The 22060-nt window shown below is 46.5% G+C and carries 15 protein-coding genes, 1 rRNA gene and 2 riboswitches; of the genes, 1 reads left to right on the top strand and 15 read right to left on the bottom strand.

Going from position 1 to position 22060, the window contains the following annotated elements; all coding sequences use genetic code 11:
* From CYJ37_RS25900 to CYJ37_RS25835, 14 genes are all read right to left on the bottom strand, one after another.
* Nucleotides 1-70 (bottom strand): 16S ribosomal RNA (locus CYJ37_RS25900); the annotation flags it as partial.
* A 318-nt stretch (nucleotides 71-388) separates the two neighbouring features.
* Nucleotides 389-2455 carry a glucose-specific PTS transporter subunit IIBC gene (ptsG, locus tag CYJ37_RS25895; protein ID WP_094769990.1) on the bottom strand — a complete coding sequence of 689 codons (2067 nt, stop codon included), beginning with the start codon at nucleotides 2453-2455 and terminating at the stop codon, nucleotides 389-391.
* A gap of 189 nt (nucleotides 2456-2644) precedes the next feature.
* Nucleotides 2645-3487 (bottom strand): glucose PTS transporter transcription antiterminator GlcT, encoded by an 843-nt coding sequence (glcT, locus tag CYJ37_RS25890; protein ID WP_009791724.1) that lies wholly within the window; start codon nucleotides 3485-3487, stop codon nucleotides 2645-2647.
* Between the two features lie 519 nt (nucleotides 3488-4006).
* Nucleotides 4007-5335, bottom strand: a complete 1329-nt coding sequence (locus CYJ37_RS25885; protein WP_101552939.1) for an NCS2 family permease — start codon at nucleotides 5333-5335, stop codon at nucleotides 4007-4009.
* Nucleotides 5336-5446: 111 nt separating this feature from the next.
* Nucleotides 5447-5548: riboswitch (purine riboswitch) on the bottom strand.
* Nucleotides 5549-5633: 85 nt separating this feature from the next.
* Nucleotides 5634-7154, bottom strand: a complete 1521-nt coding sequence (gene guaA / locus CYJ37_RS25880; protein WP_170939627.1) for a glutamine-hydrolyzing GMP synthase — start codon at nucleotides 7152-7154, stop codon at nucleotides 5634-5636.
* 270 nt (nucleotides 7155-7424) lie between these two features.
* Nucleotides 7425-7526, bottom strand: a riboswitch (purine riboswitch).
* A gap of 37 nt (nucleotides 7527-7563) precedes the next feature.
* Nucleotides 7564-9765: a transglutaminase TgpA family protein gene (locus CYJ37_RS25875; protein WP_101552937.1), complete on the bottom strand. Its 2202-nt coding sequence runs from the start codon at nucleotides 9763-9765 to the stop codon at nucleotides 7564-7566.
* Complete coding sequence (locus CYJ37_RS25870) at nucleotides 9762-10979, bottom strand: DUF58 domain-containing protein (protein WP_101552935.1); 1218 nt, start codon at nucleotides 10977-10979, stop codon at nucleotides 9762-9764. Before CYJ37_RS25870 ends, CYJ37_RS25875 begins: the two co-directional genes overlap by 4 nt.
* 1 nt (nucleotide 10980) lies before the next feature.
* Nucleotides 10981-11934: an AAA family ATPase gene (locus CYJ37_RS25865; RefSeq protein WP_035403445.1), complete on the bottom strand. Its 954-nt coding sequence runs from the start codon at nucleotides 11932-11934 to the stop codon at nucleotides 10981-10983.
* Between the two features lie 377 nt (nucleotides 11935-12311).
* Complete coding sequence (locus CYJ37_RS25860; RefSeq protein ID WP_101552933.1) at nucleotides 12312-13742, bottom strand: vWA domain-containing protein; 1431 nt, start codon at nucleotides 13740-13742, stop codon at nucleotides 12312-12314.
* A 16-nt stretch (nucleotides 13743-13758) separates the two neighbouring features.
* Nucleotides 13759-14130: a DUF4064 domain-containing protein gene (locus CYJ37_RS25855; protein WP_101552931.1), complete on the bottom strand. Its 372-nt coding sequence runs from the start codon at nucleotides 14128-14130 to the stop codon at nucleotides 13759-13761.
* 644 nt (nucleotides 14131-14774) lie between these two features.
* Nucleotides 14775-14969: a hypothetical protein gene (locus CYJ37_RS25850; protein WP_101552929.1), complete on the bottom strand. Its 195-nt coding sequence runs from the start codon at nucleotides 14967-14969 to the stop codon at nucleotides 14775-14777.
* A 117-nt stretch (nucleotides 14970-15086) separates the two neighbouring features.
* A complete protein-coding gene (locus tag CYJ37_RS25845; RefSeq protein WP_142385327.1) occupies nucleotides 15087-15365 on the bottom strand; it encodes a hypothetical protein in 279 nt (92 codons plus the stop codon).
* A gap of 102 nt (nucleotides 15366-15467) precedes the next feature.
* Nucleotides 15468-15758 (bottom strand): hypothetical protein, encoded by a 291-nt coding sequence (locus CYJ37_RS25840; RefSeq protein WP_101552925.1) that lies wholly within the window; start codon nucleotides 15756-15758, stop codon nucleotides 15468-15470.
* A 59-nt stretch (nucleotides 15759-15817) separates the two neighbouring features.
* Nucleotides 15818-19459 (bottom strand): chitobiase/beta-hexosaminidase C-terminal domain-containing protein, encoded by a 3642-nt coding sequence (locus CYJ37_RS25835; protein WP_101552941.1) that lies wholly within the window; start codon nucleotides 19457-19459, stop codon nucleotides 15818-15820.
* A gap of 419 nt (nucleotides 19460-19878) precedes the next feature.
* Between CYJ37_RS25835 and CYJ37_RS25830 the strand changes: the two genes are divergently transcribed.
* The gene (locus CYJ37_RS25830; RefSeq protein ID WP_009795838.1) at nucleotides 19879-20178 is read left to right on the top strand and encodes a hypothetical protein; all 300 of its coding nucleotides are present in this window, start codon (nucleotides 19879-19881) and stop codon (nucleotides 20176-20178) included.
* Nucleotides 20179-20324: 146 nt separating this feature from the next.
* Here CYJ37_RS25830 and CYJ37_RS25825 read toward each other — a convergent pair whose 3' ends face one another.
* Nucleotides 20325-22013, bottom strand: a complete 1689-nt coding sequence (locus tag CYJ37_RS25825; RefSeq protein ID WP_101552923.1) for a sulfite exporter TauE/SafE family protein — start codon at nucleotides 22011-22013, stop codon at nucleotides 20325-20327.
* Between the last annotated feature and the right edge of the window lie 47 nt (nucleotides 22014-22060).

Here is a 22060-nt window from a genome sequence, read left to right as displayed (position 1 = left end):
TCCGCTCGACTTGCATGTATTAGGCACGCCGCCAGCGTTCGTCCTGAGCCAGGATCAAACTCTCCATATAAGAGTAAGATTTAGCTCTGATAAAAAATTTAAGATTAACGTTGACGTTTTTGTTCGTTCAGTTTTCAAAGAACAATCTCAGTCGCTCTCTTGAAGCAACTATATTAGAATAACATTTTCTCGCAGCGTTTGTCAACAGCTTTTTTCAAGATTCAAGTTGAAAGCTTTTGCCGAAAACGACTGCTCACCTATATTAACATCGTTCCTCTATACACGTCAACACCAGAATAAATATTTTTATACATGAAATATATCCCATTTATAAAAGCCGGCTGCTATCCGCAGCCGGCTTTACATTTACTTCTATATTAATAGGAGCTTATTTCTTAATCGTAATAATATCTTCTTCTTTCAGATCGACGCTGCCAGTTTTGTTAATAACAACTGCCTCGCCTTCAGCCAAATTAGTAAATACAATCGGCGTCATAATGGATGGTGCATTTTCTTTTACAAAGTCCAGGTCGACCTTCAAGAGAGGCTGTCCTTTTTCCACTCTGTCATTTTCTTTAACGAGTGTTTCAAAGCCCTGACCTTTCAGGTTGACTGTATCGATGCCGACATGAATCAGAATTTCGCGGCCTGAATCTGAAAGAAGGCCAAGAGCATGCTTCGTTGGGAACAGATTGACGATCTTTCCGTCAACCGGAGAAACGATAGTACCCTCACTTGGAACGATCGCGAAGCCATCGCCCATCATTTTGCCGGAGAATACAGCATCAGGTACATCTGTAATCGGCTTGATTTCTCCTTTAATAGGAGAAACGAAAACATCTTCACCCTTATGCTCTGTCTGAAGCGCTTCTGGGTTTACTTCCTCAATTTGCTGCTCAACACCCTTTTCAGGAGCCTTTTCTGCCGGACGAGGTTTTTTGCCGGTCATGATATCTTTCATTTGGCCTTTAATCGTTTCAGATCTAGGACCGAAGATTGCTTGGATATTGTTCCCTACTTCAAGGACACCGGATGCCCCCAGTTTCTTCAAGCGGTTTTTATCTACATCTTTAATATCATTTACAGAAACACGCAGGCGCGTGATGCAAGCATCAAGATGAGAGATGTTTTCCTGTCCGCCCATTGCTTCAAGGATCTGGTACGGCAGATCTCCACCTTTATTCTCACCTTCAGCTACATCTTCCTCTTCTACATCTTCGCGTCCAGGTGTCTTAAGGTTGAACTTGCGGATCGCAAAACGGAAGCCGAAGTAGTAAATAACTGCAAAAACAATACCTACCGGGATGACAATCCATGCGTTTGTCTGAGGGTTGATCAGACCGAACAGGATATAATCAATCAATCCTCCGGAGAAGGTCATGCCAATTTTTACGTCTAATAGGTGCATTGTCATAAAGGACAATCCGGCGAAAATTGCATGGATACCGAAAAGTACAGGAGCAACGAATAGGAATGAGAATTCCAGCGGCTCAGTAATACCAGTCAGGAATGAAGTCAAAGCTGCTGAAGCCATCAGGCCTCCGACAATCGCTTTTCTTTCCGGACGGGCTTCATGGTAGATCGCCAAAGCAGCTGCCGGAAGACCGAACATCATGAACGGGAATTTACCAGTCATGAAAGTACCTGCCGATAGATCTTGGACACGGTCCTTAATTTCAGCCATGAAGATCCTTTGGTCGCCACGCACCAATTCACCTGCATTTGTTGTATATTGCCCGAACTCATACCAGAATGGTGAATAGAAAATATGGTGCAGTCCAAAAGGAATAAGAGAGCGTTCAATAACACCAAACACAAACGCTGATAATGTAAGGTTCGCGTGAACCATGTTTTGAGAAAAAGCATTAAGTGCAGATTGGATCGGAGGCCAGATGATAATCATCAAGAGCCCAAGGACTACTGCACTTGCAGCTGTCGCAATAGGTACAAAGCGCTTTCCTGCAAAGAATCCTAAGTAAGACGGAAGCTCAATTTCAAAGAACTTATTATACATGGATGCTGCGAGAATACCTACAATAATACCGCCGAACACACCCGTCTGGAGGGTTGGTATTCCCAGTACATTGGCATATTCCATACTTCCTTCAAGGTCTTTTGCTTCAATGCCCAATACAGTACCCATCGTTACATTCATAATGAGGTAACCGATGATGGCAGCCAGGGCAGCTACACCTTCCCCGCCTGCAAGGCCGACCGCAACGCCGACCGCAAATAAGAGGGCAAGGTTACTGAAGACTATATTACCGGCGTTTTCCATGACGGAAGCGACCATTTCCACTCCGCCATTTTCCAGGAATGGCGCTAAATCAAGCAGCGCAGGGTTTTGCAGAGCATTACCAAAGGCTAGCAGGATACCTGCAGCCGGAAGGAGCGCTACCGGGAGCATTAATGCCTTGCCGACTTTTTGCAAGACACCAAAAGCTTTTTTAAACATGTGAATTCCTCCTTTTTTTATAAGCTCATAAAGCGTTTCCAATACTGAGCACAATTAAGCAGAAAGCAAAAAAGGCATGAGGAAAAAATAACCGAAAAAAGCTGTACAGGTGTATATTACCCATAAAACTTGTTTTCAATTATCTAATCACTCATGCCTGATCGTATCAGTAACACGTAATTATGATATCTATTTGATTTTCTTTTGAAGCCTCTGCAGGTGCATCGTCAAATACACCGCTTCTGCATCAAAAACCTTTTTTCGCAATGCTTGCTGCATCACTTTAATGAGCTTCCAGGAAAGATTGTAACACACAGGATACTCTGACTTCAAGAGGTCTGCAATTTTTTCTGGCTCTTCCACCTGCTCGCCGGTATGGACCCTCTCGATTGTAAACCTTAGATGCCGGACAAGCCTCATATAATCAATGCTTTCTTTATCGATTTTTATATCAAGCTGCTCTTCAATCATATTAACCAGATGGGTCACAAGCTGCGAGTGCTGGTTAACCTCGGAAAGATTCCGGTTCATGACGGCACTGTGGATATGGAGGGCGATGAATCCAACTTCCCCTTCAGGCAGGTGGACCCCCGCCCTTTCTCCAATCAGCTGGACAACATCTCTAGCGACATCATACTCGAAAGGATACAGCGCTTTCGTTTCAATCAGGAAGGGATTGCGCATTTCCATGCCAATGGACAGCCTGCTGACAGCGAACATCAAGTGGTCGGTCAGCGCCACATGGATATGCTCATTCAATTCAGAGTTAGTCCGCTGCTTAATCAGTTCAAGAGAGGAAATAATAACATCCAGCAGTTCATTGTCCACATGCGGGAGAAGCTTGATATAGTTTTCCTGCTCTTTTTCATTCTTCAGGATAAAAAGCTTTTCTACTGAAGCTTCATCAATGAAATCACCTTTCTTATGGCTGAAGCCAATCCCCTTCCCTATGAGGACAACCTCGCCATGCTCCTGGTGATGGCCGATCAATACATTATTGTTTAGTGCCTTTTTCACTTCAAGCGTTTTCATATCCTCTTCCTCTTTTCAGTCTCCATCAAGTAGTTTCATGTTATAAAAGACAAAATCGGAAGTCAATAAAAAGAAAAGCGGAGGCGGCTGTTCACTAAGGAACGCAGGCTAAGTACGCCACGTCCTGTGGCAACGCCTGCATGACCCACTTCCTGTGGGCCTCAAGCATAAGACAAGCAGGACGGAAGGTTGTTCTTTAGCCTTCTGGCCTGATTGGCTTATGACTCGAGCACCTAGGAGCCGGAGCTGGACAAACAGAAAAGCGGAGGGCGCTTGCTCAGCCCCGACAAGCTTAAGACGAACAGAGCGAAAGGTTTGCTCTTTAACCTTTTGATCTGTTTGGCTTAAGACCTCGAGGGGCTAGCGTCCGGAGCTGGACAATAAGTAAGGAACGCAGGCTAAGTACGCCATGTCCTGTGGCAGCGCCTGCATGGCCCACTTCCTGTGGGCCTCAAGGATAAGACAATCCTATACACAAAAACAAAAAGAGCCCCCAGTATAAGGAGGCTCCCCAAATAATTATTTCAAGAAAATAAAGTATAGGACAAACACTGCAAACAGGAAGTACATGATCGGGTGGATCTCTTTAGCTTTGCCTTTTACGATCATGGTGATTGGGTAGAAGATAAAGCCGATTGCGATTCCGGTTGCAATGCTGTATGTGAGCGGCATGGCTATGATCGTCAGGAAGGCTGGAACAGCAATTTCGAATCTCTTCCAGTCAATCTGCCCAAGCGACGAGACCATCAGGACACCTACAATGATCAGAGCCGGAGCTGTAACTGGCGCTGTTATTACATCGAGCAGCGGGAAGAAGAACAGTGAAAGCAAGAAGAACGCAGCCGTCACAATTGCAGCGAATCCTGTCCTTGCTCCGGCAGCCACGCCAGCAGATGATTCAATATAAGATGTTGTTGTTGAAGTTCCTAGTATAGCTCCCGCTACAGTGGCACAAGAGTCAGCCAGCAGTCCTTTGCCTGCGCGCGGAAGGATATTCCCCTTCATGAGACCCGCCTGGTTAGCGACCGCGACGAGTGTTCCTGCTGTATCAAAGAAGTCAACGAACAGGAACGTCAGAATAACCACAAGCATTTCTGTCGAAAAGAATGAACTATCGCCAAATGCTGTAAAAGCAGCTCCGAATGTAGGCTCAAGGCTTGGTACAGCCCCTACAATACTTTCAGGAGCATTGATCAGTCCGAAAATCATACCGGCTATAGCAGTCACTGCCATCCCGATGAAGATACCGCCCTTGACGTTTTTTGTCATTAAGATGACCGTAATAATAATACCGAAGATGGCCAAAAGGACATTTCCGTCTGAAAGATCTCCAAGCCCGAGCAGGACAGCATCATCATTGACAATGATTCCGGCGTTCTGGAACCCGATAAAGGCGATGAACAGCCCGATTCCCGCTCCTACTGCAAACTTCAGTTCAGCAGGAATGGCATTGATTATTTTTTCCCTGATGCCTGAAAGCGTGAGAAGTATGAAAATCAGACCGGAAATGAGCACTCCGCCGAGTGCATGCTGCCAGGAGATTCCCATCGTCAATATGGCTGTATAGGCGAAAAACGCATTTAAGCCCATCCCCGGCGCAAGTCCGATCGGATATTTAGCAATCAGGCCCATCAAGATCGACCCGATGGCAGCAGCAAGGGCTGTCGCCACGAAGACTGCACCCTGATCCATCCTCATGCTGTCAGGAAGATCAGGAACCGACTGCAATGACAATGTGAGCGGGTTGACGGCCAGGATATAGGCCATTGATAAAAAGGTAGTTAATCCGCCAATGATTTCGCGGCGGTAATTCGTGCCAAGCTCTTCAAACTGGAAATACTTTTTCATTCTTTTCCCCCCTAGTGTAAAAACCAAATAAAAAACGCCCGCCGGTTTCCGGGAGCGTGACAACAGGTTCCTGCCTATAGGGGGAATTTATAATAAGTTCAGTAAAATGATCCCTATAAACATTTACCTCGTAGTCAAGCTATTTACGGCAGCTCGGTAGAAACTTTCAGGCCATATCCCTGATATTATACGACGTAATACGACATATTCAGTTCTTCTTCATTTTAGCAGGAGCGCTATTTTCAGTCAATAAAAAAAGCGAACATTTTTCATGTTCGCTTTTTTAATGTTCGTATTTTTATTCCCATTCAATTGTTGCAGGCGGCTTGCTTGTAATATCATATACAACACGGTTGATATGATCCACTTCATTGACGATTCGGGTGGATATGATCTCCAGCACATCCCATGGCACCCTTGCCCAGTCTGAAGTCATTCCATCAATAGAGGTTACGGCACGGATCCCGATTGTATAATCATAGGTACGGGCATCACCCATCACACCTACGCTGCGGATATCAGGAAGAACGGTAAAGTACTGCCAGATATCGCGGTCAAGACCTGCCTTCTTGATTTCGTCCCGTAAAATCGCGTCTGATTCACGAACAATTTCGAGCTTTTCATCTGAAATTTCTCCGAGTACACGGATTCCTAGACCTGGTCCAGGGAATGGCTGCCTCCATACCACTTCATCAGCGATACCAAGCTCAGTCCCCAATGCCCTGACTTCATCCTTGAATAAAGTATTCAAAGGCTCAATCAGCTTAAACTGCATATCCTCCGGCAATCCCCCGACATTATGATGGGACTTGATTGTCTGGGCAGTTGCCGTGCCGCTTTCAATAATATCGGTATACAAAGTTCCCTGTGCAAGGAACTCAATTCCTTCCAGCTTGGCCGCTTCATCATCAAACACATATATAAATTCGTTCCCGATGATTTTCCGTTTTTGTTCCGGATCGCTGACACCTTTCAGCTTGTTAAGGAAGCGGTCTTTTGCATCAACTTTAATAACGTTCATGTTGAAGCCCTCAGAGAAGGTCTTCATGACACTTTCGGCTTCTCCTTTCCGGAGCAGGCCATGGTCTACGAAAATACATGTCAGCTGATCACCGATCGCTTTATGGATAAGGACAGCGACAACAGAAGAATCCACCCCGCCGCTCAGTGCGCATAAAACCTTCTTATCGCCTACAGCCTGGCGGATTTTCTCTGTCTCGATTTCTATGAAGTTCTCCATTGACCATTCGCCTTTGCAGCCGCAGACGCCAAAGACAAAGTTCTTCAGTATATCGTTTCCGTATACAGAATGGCGGACTTCCGGGTGGAATTGAACCGCATAAAGCCCGCGCTCTTCATTGCTCATCGCAGCGATTGGGCAGGAAGGATTGATTCCATCAACAGAAAAACCTTCAGGTGCTTCTGTAACAAGGTCACCGTGGCTCATCCAGACTGTCTGCTCATTCGGAAGTCCGGCAAAAAGCTTGGACTCATGTTCGAGTGTCAGGACAGCCTTGCCATACTCTCTGTGCTTCGCGCGCTCAACTTTGCCTCCGAAATGCATAGTCATCAGCTGCATGCCGTAGCAGATGCCGAAAATAGGCAAGCCCAGCTCAAAAATTCTTTCATCGCAGCCGAAGGCATTTTCGCCGTATACACTGTTCGGGCCGCCGGAGAAAATGATGCCGCTAGGATTCATTTCCTTGATTTCTTCTGCTGTAATTGTATGGGGGTGAAGCTCACTGTATACCCCAAACTCGCGGATCCTTCTAGTTATCAGCTGATTGTACTGACTGCCAAAGTCTAGCACGACAATCATTTCCTGGTTTTGCAGTTCTGTTTTCCCCGTCAAATCTGTCCACCTCGGTTATGTTATTTTTTCTTATCCTGCTCTCCCGGCCCTTACTTTAACCGCAGTCCGAAACAGCAACTCTTATCTCATGCTCCATATATCCGGTTAATTTCGACCGGCTCTTGCCGCATGCCTGTCCAGCACCAGCCAAATCAAACAAAAAAAACCGGAACTCTCCTCCGCAAATACGCTGAAGGCAGAATTCCGGTTTTTAAGCATAAATGCCATAAAACGCTATATAGAATGACCTGCCTTCATAGTCAAGTCATTTAAGGTGACCTGGTAGAGACTTTCGAACCGTATTATCGAGGATATATGAAGGTGCATATTAAATTATGATTCTCGTGAACATTGTATCAACAGGTCATTTTTTTGGTCAAGCTATTGTCTTTTTAATTAAATTTTCCCACAATTCCCTGATTTCTTCCCAGCGTCCTTCTTCTTGGCTGCCTCTGTACAGAACCCGCTCATACTGGGCAGTAATCCTGCTCATTTCCTGTGTAGAGAAGAAATGATCGATATATGCAGCATATTCCCTCAGCGTCTGGTCCTGTTTCCTTTTCAGGCCATAGCGTTCAAGCTGTTTGAGCAGAGTCAGATACGCTGAAACAAAGCGGCCGTCCTTATTTTTCATCCGCCTGAACTTCCAGATGAAATAGACTGGAAGCCATTTGGACCTTTTCAGGTAAGCAGCCGCAGCCGCAGCGGCAAGAAGCAGTAAGATCAGAGACATCGCCTTCCAGGAGCCAGTCAAGAATTCCTTTGCCTTTACACCCAGGTCAGCCAGCGTAAAGGATGATGCCTTATCACTGTTTTCTTCCGGGGAATCTGGTGCAGCCGGCTCTTCTTCCGGCTGGGCCGCAGTTTCTGCCGTATCCGTTTCAGCAGTGTCTGGCGATTGAGTGTCATAGGAATACTGGATATTATTTGAAAAGCCCTGTGTCGGCTCAAAAGGAACCCAGCCAATTTCAGGGAAGTAAACCTCCACCCATGAATGAGCATTGTTATTCGTGACTTCAAAGGTCCTGCTTGTTTCACTTTCCCTTGCCTGATATTCTCCTTCTGTATAGCCTTTCACCCATCTGGCAGGGATACCGAGGCTTCGTACAAGAACAGCCATCGAGGAAGAGAAGTTATCGCAATAGCCCCTTTTTGTATCAAACAAGAATTGATCTACATAATCATCGCGGGCACCGGGAACGGCCACATCTGTCTGGTCATAAGCAAAGCCGGACATCCGGAAATAGCGTTCTATCTCCCTAGCCTTATTAAACCAGCTTGTTTCATTGGCCGTAATCTCCTCTGCCAGCTCTTTCACCCTTGCCGGAAGATTATTAGGCAGCTGGGTATACCTCTCAAGGAAACTGCCGTCCAGACTTTGGCCATCTCCGGACTCCTGGAGTGCAGAAACACTATATTTCGGCACCTCATAGCTCACACTGTATTCCTTCAGGGGAATCGGCTGGACAGCATAAACTTTTTCAATCGCCGGATCCAGTTCAAAGCTCACATCCCCTTTTGGCTGTATGCTCTCAACACCAAGCGGGTATACAATATGCGGAGATGATTGATACAAATAGACTGAACTTGTTTCCGGATTGGTTGTCATCCCTTCTCCAGAAAAAGAGGAAATCGGCACTTCGTCTTCCTCAGTGAACGGAATGCGCTCTTCCCCTTCTTCAGAAGCAAGCCATCCTTTGCCTGTATACACATCCTTCGTCTCAACCTTCCAGTAATGGCGCGATTTCACTTCAGTACGGAAAACAACCTTGTTGTCTCCGATAAAGGGTCCGCCAAGCCTGGAATCATCGACTCCATAGCCTACCCTCGCAACAGAACCGCCTGGTCCGTCCCCGCTGTTCTGTCCATATGATTTTATATACGGGACTGGATCGGGCCAAATAGGCGCTGCCTTGGGAGCGGCAAGGCCGACCGCCACACTCAGGGCAATCATCACCGCAAGAGGGGCCATCCATTTTCTCGAGAAAGTCCTCTTTTTTAAGATTGTCTCCCGCTCCATAAGCCTGTGGAATGTCAGGATCCCCATTACACCGAAACCGGCGATTACAGTACGGACAATGGCGCCGTCTGCCTGGTATGGAGTAAAGGTATCAAGCACAGTAATATAGGTCAATGTCATAAAAAAGAAAATAAAAATCTGCCTTCTATTGATCAGCCAATATTGAAGCAGATAGGTCATCAGCCAAATCAGCACAAAGAACAAAAGGCTTCTGAACAAGTCTGTGAGCTCCGGCCATTCGGCTGCCGACACAAAGGCCAGATTTTCTTTGATCTCCATGAAAAACGGCAGCACCCATTCCGGTGAAAAAAAAGCTCCCTCATAATAAAGATAATGCAGGGAATACAGGATATACAGGCATTTAACAAAGCCGCTGACCACCATATTCACGTGAAAATAATACATCACAAGGCCAAGAACAATGAACAAAATAAACACAAGTATGTTAGACGTATCTGTCAGCTGTTCAAGCGGGCGCATCCACTCCCACAGAAGCAGGAATCCGAACATATATAAAATGACAGAAGTGATGGTGTGCCTGTTCTCATCTGCCCTCATCCTCTATTCACCTCCGAAAAAGCCTCCGAAAATTGGCCTTCATGGACAAGCACGACCCTGACCCCGCGCGCGTTGGCAGAAGCCCTCAGCGCAATTTCCTCCTTGGCTGCGGCCTCACGCTCGTTTTTCAGCAGAAAAATGGTGACGGCATTTTTATGGGAAGCATAGAAGCTGGCCTTTTCCACTAGCCGCTTCGTCAGCTGAGCCGTGATCAGCATAAGCGAGACATTTTGCTGGGCAAGGAAATTCTCTGTTTCCAGCACCCGGTCAAAGGAAACCGGGCAGTCATCCTTCACTTTTGCGAGGTGATAAAAGAGCTGCTGCTGCTGCCCTTCCCCGCCTCTGACAGGAAATGCCGCCCTTTCCGTTCCCATCGTGATCAGGCCGGTCTGGGCGCCCTTGCGGAGGATGCCTCTGATGACCGAGGCTGTAAATGATACAATTCCCTCAAACCTTTCGTCAGGGGCGCAATCCATCATAATATACACATCATGAGATTTCCGCTGCTCAAATTCCTTTGTCATGATGTCATTCCGCCTGGCGGTCGCTTTCCAGTTGATCCAGGAAAACCGGTCTCCGGGCTGATATTCCCGAATTCCGACTGCCATGGAAGTATCCCTCTGGACCCGTTCCTTCGATGCAGTCATTCCCTGGTCATAATGGTTGTCTGCCGGCTTATAGATAAGCTCTTCATAAGCGGGATAAACCATGATCCGGCCCTCCGCCTCCACAAGCTTTTCCTTTTCAATCAAGCCAATTGGATCACCCGTTTTCAGGCGGATAGCCTCAAAGATATGCTCGCCGCGGGGCAGTCCATCCACTTCATACTCAAAAGAAACCTCCCGCTTGAACCAGGGAAACACAAAGGATTTTGCTTTATTCGCTTTTGCGGAAAAAGACAGCGCCTCATTCAGGCAGTCCTCGGCAATGAGAAAAAACAGCGGGAAAGAGTTGTCCCGCTTCAATGTTACTTTTACCTTAAGCTTTTCACCGGCATTATAATCAGTCTTTATAAGATCCCTTTCAGCACGGAAGGTGCCGACCGAATAAAAGGACAAAGCAAGCCCGTACAGGGCAAAAGGAAGGAAACTGTAAAATAGGAACCAGCTCACAAATCCGCCCTGGAACATTGCATAAGAAAATGTGATCAGAATGAGGAGAAATAATACGATCAGCTTCCAGACATTTTTGCCCAGATGTATCAGCTGCTTCATATTACTTCACAGCCCTTTGGACAGGGACCGGCACTCTTGCAATCACGCGGTCCACAACTTCCTCGGCAGATATGCCTTCAAATTTGGCCTCGCTCTTCAGGATGATTCGGTGTGCCAGCACAGCGGGGGCCAGGTATTGGATATCATCCGGTAGGACATAATCCCTGCCATACATGAAAGCGAAAGCCTGGGCCGACTTCATTAGCGCAATCGATCCGCGCGGGCTCGCTCCAAGATATACACTGCTATGGGTCCTTGTCCTGTTGGAGATATCAACTATATATCTCTTGATGGTTTCATTCACATGCACTTCTTTGATCTGCTGCTGAAGCTCCCTCAATTCTTCAAGGTCAATGACTGGTTCCAGCTCATCGATCGGCGGCACCTTCTGCGCACGGTTCAGCACTTCCATTTCTTCGGCGACTTCCGGATAGCCCATTTTCATTTTCAGCAGGAAACGGTCCAGCTGAGCTTCCGGCAGAGGGTATGTCCCTTCATATTCAATCGGGTTCTGGGTTGCCATGACAAAGAACGGCTTCTCCAGCCTGTGTGTCACCCCGTCAATGGTCACACTGCTCTCTTCCATCCCCTCAAGCAGGGCAGACTGAGTCTTAGGTGAAGTCCGGTTGATTTCATCAGCAAGGATGATATGCCCCATGATCGGCCCCGGACGAAACTGAAATTCCATCTCTTTTGGATTATATATAGAAACGCCTGTCACATCTGATGGAAGCAGATCGGGAGTAAACTGGATCCGGCGGAAGTTGGCGCCCACCGATTTGGCCAGCGCTCTTACCATCATTGTTTTTCCAACACCAGGGACATCCTCAAGCAGAACGTGCCCGCCTGCCAGCAGTGCCACAAGGCTGAGCTCAGCGACATTGCGCTTTCCGATCATAACCTTCTCGATATTATGCAAAATCCTTTCAGCCGCGGGATTCATTTGATCGCGCATCTATATCCCTCCTGTATTATGACTATTAAGCAGGCCAAAAGGCGCGTACTTAACATGAATTTCTCTTGAATTATGATACTAATAACTTATATTCGACAGATTCTATTAAAAACCTGTAAAAAATACGGACCTGGGAAAATATTAACGAAAGGCCAGCATATCTATTGTAGGTAATTTTCAAAAATATGTAAAATGGAAAGATTTCCGGCAGTGCCGGAAACGTTTAGGATTAGTGAGGAATTAGAGAATTCTATTTTTCAATTTATCTTCCCGCCCAAGGTGATTACATGCTTAATATTGTGCAATATCAGAAACTAATGAAAGCATGCCCGCAATAGGCTGGGCATGCTTTCACGTACAATTAATCAAACGTTTGATTAACGATTTTCCCTTAGCTTTTCCATCCGCTCAGCCCAGTCATTGATCTTTTGGTCGATCCTTTCCACTTCATCATCAATTTCCTGATGCTTGCTATTGATAATTTCTTCCTGAAGCCCTTCCAATACCTTTTCATGCTCTTCTGTCTTTTTAAGCAGCTCCTCTTCCATGGCGGCATCGATCAGTTCATTTTCCTTCAGGTTCGCAATGGCGTCCCGGATGCGCCCGGCCTCATTCCTGATGGCATATCCAAGCCCCATGCCCATCTGATCAATGTCCATCTTCTGGAATGAGACAGCAAATGTATTTTTGGGAGTAGACCACTTAACGCCAATTATGTCTATCAGCCCAGGCACCCACTCATTGGAGATGCTGCTGTTCAGCTGATCGGCATTGTCGGCGCCGATATATTCGCCCTTGCCTGCCTCAGCCACCTTCTTGAGCTGATCCTCTGCTTCCTTATCCACATTAAAGCCGATGATGTTCACCTTCCGGCTTTCATTGGTTTCAGCAAACAGCCTGGCTTCCTCCACCGGATTTCCGTCACAGGTTTCCGCTCCATCGCTGACTATATAAAGGGTAATATCACCCTCATAGTCCATGCTCGCCTCCCTTGCAGCCTTTATGGCGCTGGCCAGCGGAGTCCAGCCTTTCGCCTCTACCCCTTCAACAGCCTTGAAGAAAGACTCTTCGTTATATGACTGAAGCGGATAAACCTCATCAATCGTCGTACATGAAATCTGCTTGTCCTTGTCCTCCTGTGTGCCTGCATGCCCATACACATAAAGGGAAACATCATTTTCTTCGCCAATGGTCTTGGCAAAGCTTCTGACTGCACTCTTGGCAATTTCCATTTTCTGCTTGCCGTCTACGTCAAGCAGCATGCTGGAGCTGGCATCAAGGAGAAGAAGAGCCTTTCCGTCTTCCTGTTCTTCACCGGTTTCAGACTGTGCTGCCTGCTCCGGCTCAGGCAGGAGCGGTTCATCAAATTGCGGCTCATAGTCCATGATTCTGCCGATGGACTGCTGATAGGCACTGTTGCCAAGATAATAAAGCAGTGCCTTGAACATCATATCCGGATCATTCGTTTCCTTTGTGACCTTTTGCATGTGACCCTCAAAGTCCTCCCTGATCCCTGAAAGCGTATTGAAATCAGGCCAAAGCGCGGTTTCCTTTTCATAGCTGAAGTCCTTTGTTAAAAGGCCCGGCTCTGCATTCCGGAACTCTTCCACCGTAGAAGGAATCACAACCGTGCTGATTTCATCTGTGACTTCACTGCCTTCTTCTTCATTGTCCTTCCCGGCCTCTTTTTGATCAGCCGAACCGGCATCGGACCGGGCTGGTTCCGCCTTGTCCACTTTCTTTTCCCCAGAGCAGCCGGCCAGTACAAACAAGACGGCCAGCATCAGCAGCATGTATTTTTTCAGCATTCTTTACCCTCCCTGATCAAATTTCTTTTTCAAGTGTTATAGAATGTTCCTGCCTTTCCTGCGGAACCCTGAAGCCTAAGGCACCCGAGATGATATATAAAACACTTGGCACGAACATCAGAAAAATTGAAATCGGAAAGCTCAATACGCCAAATGCGATCATCAGCCCCCCAAATAGCTTGTGATTCATCCTGTTTACCAGACAGCCGACAATCAATGCCCCTGCCTGGATCATGAAAAATAATAGCGTGACAATAAAAATAATGCCTGCCGCCTGCTGATCGTCTGAGGCAGCTGCCACAAAAGCAACAAAAAAACCTAAAAATGAAAACAAAATGCCGATGATGCCGCCCACCAGCCCTAACACAAACTCCGCTGTCCTTTTCATTCAATCCAACTCCTATGATGATGCATTTAGTAAATGTATATGATTATTGCCTTCCATAATTTTACGTTTTTCATCCAGTTTCGTTCCTGGGCTTTTTGTCCTGTTTTATGAGTATGTTTTGGTGATTTTGACCTATCATACCGCCGCATAAAGCTGTATTTGCTGCCTCAAGCCAGGTCCCCCAGGAATGCTATTTCACCCTAAAGCATTTTCTCAATATCACCCCTGCTTCCATTAGCAGCATTAAACACCGCAACGATTCTGATTCTTGCCAAAAAAGCTTTTCCGTTTACTCTTTCCCCCTGATACCTCCCAGCTGTCCCATCTATTACAGCAACACCAAGGCAGCAGATGAAAAGCAAGCAAAAAAACAGCAGATTATATTTTTGCTCCTAAAATCAATCAGCCAGTTTTCAGATACTGTATAGGCATATATGCCAAAAGAAATGATAACGGCGAGAAAGAAGAAAAGATTGAATTTGGCAAGGGTTTTTTCTTGATAATATCAGCTCCCTTATGATTTATTGTTTTGTTTTGGATAATTTTTCTATTTTTTTAAAATCAAACTTATATTCCCTCTTACCTGCCGATTAAACATAAAAAAGAGTTCTCCACGGGAAAACTCTTACTTTACCTTATTCAGCTTATAGCAGCCCCATTGAAAGCCGCCACAAAAGAAAGAAAACTGCAATTGAAATGCCGGCATATACTGCTTTTTTACTTACCCTTTTCCCCTCATCCCTGAGAGAGGCCCCGCTTATGCCAGCAAGAATAAGTCCGATTGAAGCTAACACAACAAATGTGACAATCTGTTTGAAGTACTTTTGGGTATCAATCATCCAGTTTTTTCCTGGATTGTGCAGGCATAGATGATGAAGCCTCCGAGTACCACTACCGTGTAAATCGTTGCAATACGGGAAAGTGTTTTTTTGTTCATTGAATTCCCCCCTAAAAGCTCATACTATGCGCCAAAGGAGAAAGAGTACCGCGATGACCGCCCCAGTGCAGAGTGCTTTATTATTCAGCTTCCTGCCTTTCTCCCTTACACCGGCAGCATCGACTGATGCCAGGAATAGACCAACAAAACCAAGGACACCAAACAGCAATAATTCATAAAAATGCTCTTCCGTGTCGATAGACCCGCCTTCCTGAACAAAATAGGCATATATACAAAAGCTAACTAAGACCAATATGGTATATGACACAGATATAAAAGTGAAAGTCTTCTTTTTCACGATCCTCTCCCTCCCATCATGAGCTGTTGGATCTGGAGGCTTAAAAAAGGGAAGCTCCACAAGGAAGCTCCCATTTCTAATGATACAGCCAGACCAGGCTTTTCAAATAAAATAAACTGCGAGCCTCCAGACAACTAAGAAGATTGCTAAGGACACTCCTCCATAAACAGCCTTTTTACTGATATTGCTGCCTTTATCCCGTAAAGAAGCTATATCAATGGCGGCCAATATCGCTCCTATCAGGAAAAGAAAACCAAACAGCAGTAGGTCATATTTGTATTTTCCGATATCAATCTGACCATCCTCCTGTACCCTGTAATAGTATACGAGGAAGCTGGCAAAGAGCACCGCCACATAGGTATGTTTAATGATGTTGAGTGTTTTTTTCTTCACCCTATCACCTCAGGGGGATTCTACAAAATAGAAGCTGATTCCAGCTATACTTGCCTTACTTAAGGCTGTGGGAACAAGTGGCCCCATCTCTGTTTTAAAAGCTCAAGCAGGTAGTTTACCAGATTAGAAATTTTCTCTTTCACATCCGGAGTCTTCGGAAGCGGAGAAGGAATTTCTTCCCCTTTAGAGTCAGTGAAAAGAATATCTGAAGTGTCTATATGCTTGCCGACACTCCATTTTTTTACGTTTTCGGCGCCTCTGATTTCTGCTACTTTGTCGCTGTCGATGAGGACTTCTTTGACTTCGGTTCCTGTAAAGTCAACAATGCTGCCGTGGGCAGCCGATTTGATGATAACCTTAGTCTTCTTCAAACCTTCCCCTTTAAGAGTGGCGTTTTTCTTGATTGTGATGCCTTCTTTGATTTCAGAAGAAGCATCCATTATCACCAATGCATTTTTCTCGTTGACAGTAAGCTTTTTCGCTTTGTAGCCAACCAGATTATAGATTTTATCATATTCAGGCTCTTCCGGCTGTTCTGGTTCTTCCACTACTGCCGGCTTAAGTGATGTCTGAATCAGCACTGGATCATGGTCACTGGCACGGCCGTGTTCTTCCATGAATGCAGAGTTGATGTGGACGATGTCGACCTGTGTTCTGTCTGCCAGGTTATTGGATACAAGGATATGGTCCAGCACCTGGGCATTGCCCTGGTAAGAATAAGAATAGCGTTCTTCGGCAGGGACTTTTTCGATCATATTGGTCAGTTCCTGGCCTTTTAGTGCCTGCAGCGGGTTCGAGAATTCAAAATCGTTGAAGTCTCCAAGCAGGACGATATTGGCTTCAGGGTCATCTGCAAGTACGTCTTTTACAAAATCGTTCACAATGGCGGCAATCTTCATGCGCTGTACTTCACTTCCAAGGACTGGCGGCTGATTTTTGCCGAACAGCGGCTGGTCTCCGCCTTTGGAGTTAAAGTGGTTCGCAACGACAATCACCTTTTCTCCATTGAATTCGAACTGGGCTGCAAGCGGCTTACGGCTTGAGTCAAATGCCGGATCAGTCGGTTGAATACGGCCCGGGTTTAATGTAAGCTCGCCGTTTTCGAAGTCTACAGATTCAGTTGCTGTTCCTTTCGTGCCAGGTACCAGGGAGACGCGGTCTGCTTTATATAGGAAGCCGACGCGGATGTTTCCGCCTGGTGCTCCGCCGTCCTGGTTATTGACTGGAGCAATATCTGTATAAGAATACTCTGGTCCGCCGAGCTCTTTGATTTTGGCAATCAGCGTTTCGTAGCTTTGGCTGGCGTCTGTGTTGCCGCTGTCTGTCTGGCCGTCATTGTCCTGAACCTCAGTCAGGCCAACGATATCCGGCTGTTTCAGATTTTGGACGATGGCTTCTGCCAGTCTTGTCACTTTTTCATCATCTGTCTTGGTTGAAAAGTTTTCTACATTATAGGAAGCGATTGTGAGCTTGTCATCGACAGGTGTTATGTCTGTTTTTTCCCGCTCGTTATCACCTTCTACAAATTCCGGCAGGCTTGCTTTATCAACAGCAACCTTATAGCCGCTGAAGCCGTAGCTCACCACACCTGTGATGCTGCCGTTGAAGCGGTCGCCCATTTTGGCAACAAAGCTTTCGTCATTAATATCAAGCGTGATTCTTTCCGGATTAAAATCGTCTTTTGTAATGCGGAGGCCGCCTTCGTCTGTGTTTGTTGGGACAGATTCAGGAACTACTGTCAGCTCGCCGTATTTCTGCGGCGCGACAACTTTAGGGTTGTCCACCTGGATCAGCATGCCTTCCAGGCTTTCGAAAAAGTCAATCCCGTCTTCTTCAGGATCGAATACTGTCAATCCGTCATTATCAATGATTTCTGTCGGGATCTTGCGGTCTGCCCCGATGTTCACCGGCTCCGGAAGCTCCTGGCTGCCTGCAGCAGTGACAGTTGTGGCTGCGATCTCCGTTACCGGCAGATCATTCTGCAATCTGTCAGAGTAGCCTTCCATCACATATTCCTTCACCTGGCCGGATGCTTTGACAACATCGCCAAGCTTAACGCCGTGGGCTTTTTTATACACAAGGATACCTTCTGACGTTTTATCATCTTCATCAGGCTGGAGGTCCTGCATGTAAAAATTGTTGGAATCCAAGACTTTCACTACAATTCCTTCAATATCATTTACATTCTGGCCTTGATATGGAGAATAGTGGCCAGCTCCCTGGATATCATGGATGCGGACATTTTCTTTTTGAATGATATAATTCAGGACTGATGGCTTGCTAGTTTTCAAGCCTTCTTTTACACCAATGGCTTTAATGGTTGTATCTTTTGTAATCTCGATTGGTGTTTCATACAGCGTGCTGTCTTCAGTAGGCTCGGTGCCGTCAGTTGTATAGTAGATGGCGGCTCCTTCAGTGCCTGTTGAGAGTGTGACCTTGCCGCCTTCTTTGATCAGTCCTGGTGCCGGCGAGGAAACGATTGGCTGGACAGTCGAAGAATCAGCAATGATGTCCCCTGCGTTGCGCGGAATCAGCTGGTATACATCCCTGTAAGAGCCAAGGACTCCTGTAATAGAATCATAGGAAGTATTGATAGTAAGCAGTCCGGCTTCCTCAGGGCGGATCTGGAAGGACACGCCATTTTCATCAACAGCTGTGTAGTTGCCGTTGCTGAATGACTGGATTTCAATATTTTTCAGAGTCAGCAAAGTGGCTTCTTTGTCTTCTTTCAGGTCAGCAGCAGTTACTTCCTTTGCAGCTGGTATCTCTGCTTTATCCAAAACCTTTACATCGCTTGCTGCTACTTCAATCTCAAGGAGAGAATTGTAGTCTGTCAGTTTGCCGGAAGCCTTGACTACATCGCCCGGCTCTACATTCAGGCCATTCCCGTACAGCACGATGCCGCCGGTCTCATCCTGAATATAAGTGGCAGAGCCAAGGACAGCTGTCACTGTTCCTTCTGCAAAAACAGTAGTTTCAAGCGGAAGCGCTCTGACTTCGGAGATCGTCAGCTGCTCTGCAATCGTATAGTCGAATTGTGACACTTCGCTATTGTCCAACCCTTCGGCTGAAGCAAAAGCTTTAATGGTTGCTGGTTCATTAATCGTGATGGGGCTGCTGTAAACAGGACTGCTTGCGTCCGGCTCAGAGCCATCAAGGGTATAGTGGATCATTGCATTTTGTGTAGCTGTAGAGAGTGTTACTTCGGTGCCTGCAGGAACTGCGCCGGCTCCTGGTGAGGCAGTGACAGGTTTGACGGTTGTGGAGTCTTCTTCAATCATTGAAAAAGCGGTTGGGCTTTTCAGTCCTGGGACTGAGAAATAAGTTTCCAGTGAGCCTGTGATCTGGACTCTTTTGCCCAGGTTTTCGGGGTGGTCCACTAGGTTGAGCGCTGTGCGGATGCTGCCTGATGGAAGCTGCACCGGCAGGATTTTTGCCGGGTCTGTTTCAGAGGCGGAATCAGCGATGCCCAGGTTGGTGGCCGAAGTGAATGGGGCTTCCTGGTGATAGTTTGTCCCTGATATTGCCGTCCCGACAATATACCCTTCCACTGTTGCCGTGCCGGTATTGTTAGCAATGGCTTCCGCAACCGAAATAACATCGGCCGCTTTCGCAGTGGAGGATTGAAATGGAGAAACAAGGCTAAAGATTAGTGCAAAAATGAGTACAAGGCTGAACAATTGACGCTGTCGTATTCCCATCTTTTTGATCCTCTCCAGTATGAGTTTTTTAGCAGGATGCTTAAGTCCCGGACTGATAGCCCAAAAGGCTGAAGACATCCTATTCCATCTACTAGTAAATCACCCCGGAATTAGGGTTTCAATAATATATTGTAAATTTTGTGTAAATAGCGAAAAATGAGATTTTTGCACTAGGAACGAGGTGGGTAGAAGGTTGGGTGCTTCCCGGTGTCAGGCAGCCTCAAAAGACAATTCTCCCTCTTTTGTCCATGAAGGGTGCCTGGTACCATAAAAAGACACTTTACCCCTATTTGTCCACGGAGGGTGCCAGGTACAGATTTTTTGGCGCTTTTGTGACTCCCTGCTTTGATAATTCCCCTCATAACCAGTAGAATAGAGTCATCTATGGGGTAAGCGAGAAAGGCAATGGAGGCTTTGCGATGAGAGCACGCTATGAATTGAATGATATGAACCTGACATTGAGCAATGTCACGCTGAGGGACTCAGCTGAGAGCTATGTCCTGCTGAAGGCTGCCGATGAGTCCGGCAATGAAGTGACCATCAAGATTTCTCACGATCAGGCAGAGTATCTGGAAATGGAGTTCAAGGATCTTAACAGGCGCCGGCATGGGCACAGGCCAGCCGAGGCCCGCAGGCAGGATCCTGTTGAAGAACCAAAAGAAGACCCAGCGGAAGAAGAATACAATTTATTCAATATGGATCTGTTTCCGGACGAATAAGCAAAGAAACCCTCACAAAAGCCTTAATGGAGCAAGGTTTTTGTGAGGGTTTCTTATTATTGTAAGGCATTCTCTATCTACGGACCGTGCCTGACACCGCAAAAAAACATTTATTGCATATTGTTCATCTGCGGTGCCTGACACTCCTACTGCAGCCCCTCTATCTCCATCCCCCTTACCGGCAGGGAGCTTTCGCCTGTGTCGAGGTAGGTGACGTTTACTTTGTCGTTTTCCTCTAGATAGATGCTCATCGGGCTGTTTTCTGATGAGACGATATAGCTTTTTCCACTTTCGAGCAGGAAGTAGACGGTTGTGTAGTCGCCGGTTTTTTCTTTATAGACGCGTACGACTGTTCCGCTGATCTGTTTTTCTTCGGCCTTGGAGCTGCCGTTGACGCTTCCGCCGCCGCGCTGCAGGGCTGTTTTATAAAGCTTAAGCGCCTGATTTGGCGTATTGGCATAGGCGGAGATTTCCGGATTTGCCGCTGACACGATAAAGTAATTCTGCAGGAATCCGTTCGCATCCAGCACCGGCGTCAGCCAGCTGGCTTCTCCGTAGAAGTTATACAGAATCGGCATTTCGCCGCTCCATTTTTTCTCAATGAATTTCTTATCGATGATCTGCAGGTTCCCCTGCGAATCCATATAGGACTCTTCCAGATTCCCTGTGTAGAAGGTCGCTTCGCCCGTCCTTGAATTTGTCAAAGAGTAGCCAAGCATGCTGTCCACCCCTTCTTTTGGCGAGGTGAAATCTGTGAAGTAATACATATCTCCATTTTCATCGAAAATCGGGCTTACATTTGCCTCTGTCCCTTCATCAGAAGGCAGCTTCACTTCGGATTTTCCGAAGACACTGTTCCAGAAGCCCTGGACATAGTTTCCGTAATAGCTGTTCTGCAGGCTGACGGTTTCAGGCGATACCGCGCCATCGATGAAGTCAGGTGCATCTGCCAGCTTATACGACTTCATTTTACCGTTTTGCGGATCGACCACAACGATTCCCTCTGCATCAAAGCCATTCCTGGCAGAGATAAACTCTCCGTAGGTGCGGACATAATAAGGCTTTCCGTTATCATCCACTTCCAGCTGCACGTCACCGTTGAATATCCTCTTTGGATAGTTGTTCCGGATGTGCCGCTCTATGTTCTTGTTAAAATAAGACGAAGGCGTGTAGGTCATCTTTTCTTTCACAAACTTTGGATTGGCATTAGAATCCGTCGCACTGATGGTAAAATACCCCGGCGTTTCGTCACCCTTCATCCACTTGAAGAATCCGGAGAACTCCACTGGCGCAATATAGACATAGTCGCCGTTCACCTTCTGGATCTGCAGGCTGCCGAGCTCATAATAGCTCGTATCCGGCACCTGGCCAAATGCCTTTTTCATCTTATTGCGGGCAAATTTCGGCGGCACGCTCGCCGGTGTCTTTTCTTCATCAAAAGCTTCGATTTCCGTCTTTACATCCATCTTCGCTGATTCATACTTTTCATCTGCGTTAAAAACGAATGCGGTCAAAAGGTAAATTCCGGCCAGCAGGGATACCAGGAACACAATGCTTTTAACAAGACGCTCCTTCCCTGCCGCCAAAAAGGCGCCGACACCTGAAGCCAGGATCAGAACCAGCCACACGGATGAAAAATTCCGGTCCAGGTTGGTTAAATAATAAAAACCGAATGCGGCAATAATTGAAATGACCGCCGCCACTGTCATGCCAACGGGGCTGAAGCGGCTCTTCTCTTTTTTATCCTTTTTCCCGCTCCTGCCGCCTTGAAGCGGCACAAGCAGAACTGCTATCACCAGACCGATTATAATCGAAAATATAAAAATGCTTCCCATATGCTTCCCCTTTCAGGAGTTAGTATTTCTTGATGCATAGTATGTAT

It is taken from the genome of Bacillus sp. UMB0728 (genome assembly GCF_002858875.1).
GTDB lineage: Bacteria > Bacillota > Bacilli > Bacillales > Cytobacillaceae > Bacillus_AB > Bacillus_AB infantis.
The sequence above is the reverse complement of the archived record's forward strand: the minus strand, read 5'-3'. Positions and strand labels throughout refer to the sequence as shown.